The sequence below is a fragment of the Mycobacterium sp. UM_Kg1 genome, from assembly GCF_000972925.1.
Classification (GTDB): Bacteria; Actinomycetota; Actinomycetes; order Mycobacteriales; family Mycobacteriaceae; genus Mycobacterium; species Mycobacterium hiberniae.
In genome coordinates this window covers 1-1,596 of sequence record NZ_JRMK01000296.1, presented here as the reverse complement: position 1 = coordinate 1,596, position 1,596 = coordinate 1, and the positions used below count along the sequence as shown (strand labels likewise).

The 1,596-nt window shown below is 67.7% G+C and carries 1 protein-coding gene; it reads left to right on the top strand.

All coding sequences use genetic code 11. The features are described from left to right. Positions 1-58: 58 nt before the first annotated feature. Complete coding sequence (gnd, locus tag LI92_RS21165) at positions 59-1,507, top strand: NADP-dependent phosphogluconate dehydrogenase (RefSeq protein ID WP_046322456.1); 1,449 nt, start codon at positions 59-61, stop codon at positions 1,505-1,507. Positions 1,508-1,596 lie beyond the last annotated feature (89 nt).

Here is a 1,596-nt window from a genome sequence, read left to right as displayed (position 1 = left end):
AACCCGCGCCGCCCCGAAAACCGGGCATCGCATTCACCTACCACCGAAAGGCGAACATATGAGCGCGTCGGACGTTGTCGGCACCGCCCAGATCGGCGTGACCGGACTGGCCGTCATGGGATCCAACATCGCGCGCAACTTCGCCCGGCACGGCTACACCGTGGCACTGCACAACCGTTCGGTCGCCAAAACCGACGCCCTGCTGGCGGCCCACGGGTCCGAAGGCAACTTCGTCCGCAGCGAGACGATTCCGGAATTCCTTGCCGCCCTTGAGAAGCCCCGCCGTGTGCTGATCATGGTCAAGGCCGGCGACGCCACCGACGCGGTTATCAACGAGCTCGCCGACGCCATGGAGCCCGGCGACATCATCATCGACGGCGGCAACGCGCTCTACACCGACACCATCCGGCGGGAGAAGGCGATGGCCGCGCGCGGCCTGCACTTCGTCGGGGCCGGCATCTCCGGTGGCGAGGAGGGCGCGCTGAACGGGCCGTCGATCATGCCGGGCGGCCCCAAGGAGTCCTACGAGTCGCTGGGCCCGCTGCTGGAGGAGATCTCCGCCCACGTCGACGGGGTGCCCTGCTGCACCCACATCGGGCCCGACGGCGCCGGACACTTCGTGAAGATGGTGCACAACGGCATCGAATACTCCGACATGCAGCTGATCGGCGAGGCCTACCAACTGCTGCGCGACGGTCTCGGGCTTTCCGCACCGCAGATCGCCGAGGTGTTCACCGAGTGGAACTCCGGCGATTTGGACAGCTACCTGGTGGAGATCACCGCCGAGGTGCTGCGGCAGGTGGACGCCAAGACCGGTAAGCCGTTGGTGGATGTCATTGTCGATGAGGCCGAGCAGAAGGGCACCGGGCGCTGGACGGTGAAGTCCGCTTTGGACCTGGGAGTGCCCGTCACCGGCATCGCCGAGGCGGTGTTCGCCCGGGCGCTGTCCGGCTCGGTCGCCCAGCGCCGCGCCGCGGTGGGCCTGGCTGCCGGCGCCCTGGGCGCGCGCCCGTCGGACGCGGCTCAGTTCACCGAAGACGTCCGTCAGGCTCTCTACGCATCCAAGATCGTCGCTTATGCGCAGGGCTTCAACCAGATTCAGGCCGGCAGCGCCGAGTACGGCTGGAACGTCGCGCCCGGCGACCTCGCCACGATCTGGCGCGGCGGCTGCATCATCCGCGCCAAGTTCCTCAACCGGATCAAAGAGGCGTTCGACACCGATCCCGAGTTGGTGAGCCTGCTCGCCGCGCCGTATTTCCGCAGCGCGGTGGAGGACGCCATCGACTGCTGGCGCCGGGTGGTGGTGACCGCGACACAGCTGGGCATCCCCGTTCCGGGCTTCGCCTCGGCGCTGTCGTACTACGACGGGCTGCGCACCGAACGACTGCCGGCCGCCCTGACCCAGGCCCAGCGCGACTTCTTCGGCGCCCACAGCTACGGCCGGGTGGATGCGCCGGGCAAGTACCACACCCTGTGGAGCGGCGACCGCAGTGAAGTGCCGGTCTAAGTGTACTGCCCAGACAGGTTGGTTGAGGAAGTGTGACGACTCGCTGTAGCGGTCGTTGAACGGGGAAGGTCTCCCGTCGTGGAGTGGAG

Bases quoted from the DNA above. Each gene is read 5' to 3' on its own strand.
- gnd (WP_046322456.1), top strand. From the start codon at position 59: ATGAGCGCGTCGGACGTTGTCGGCACCGCCCAGATCGGCGTGACCGGA.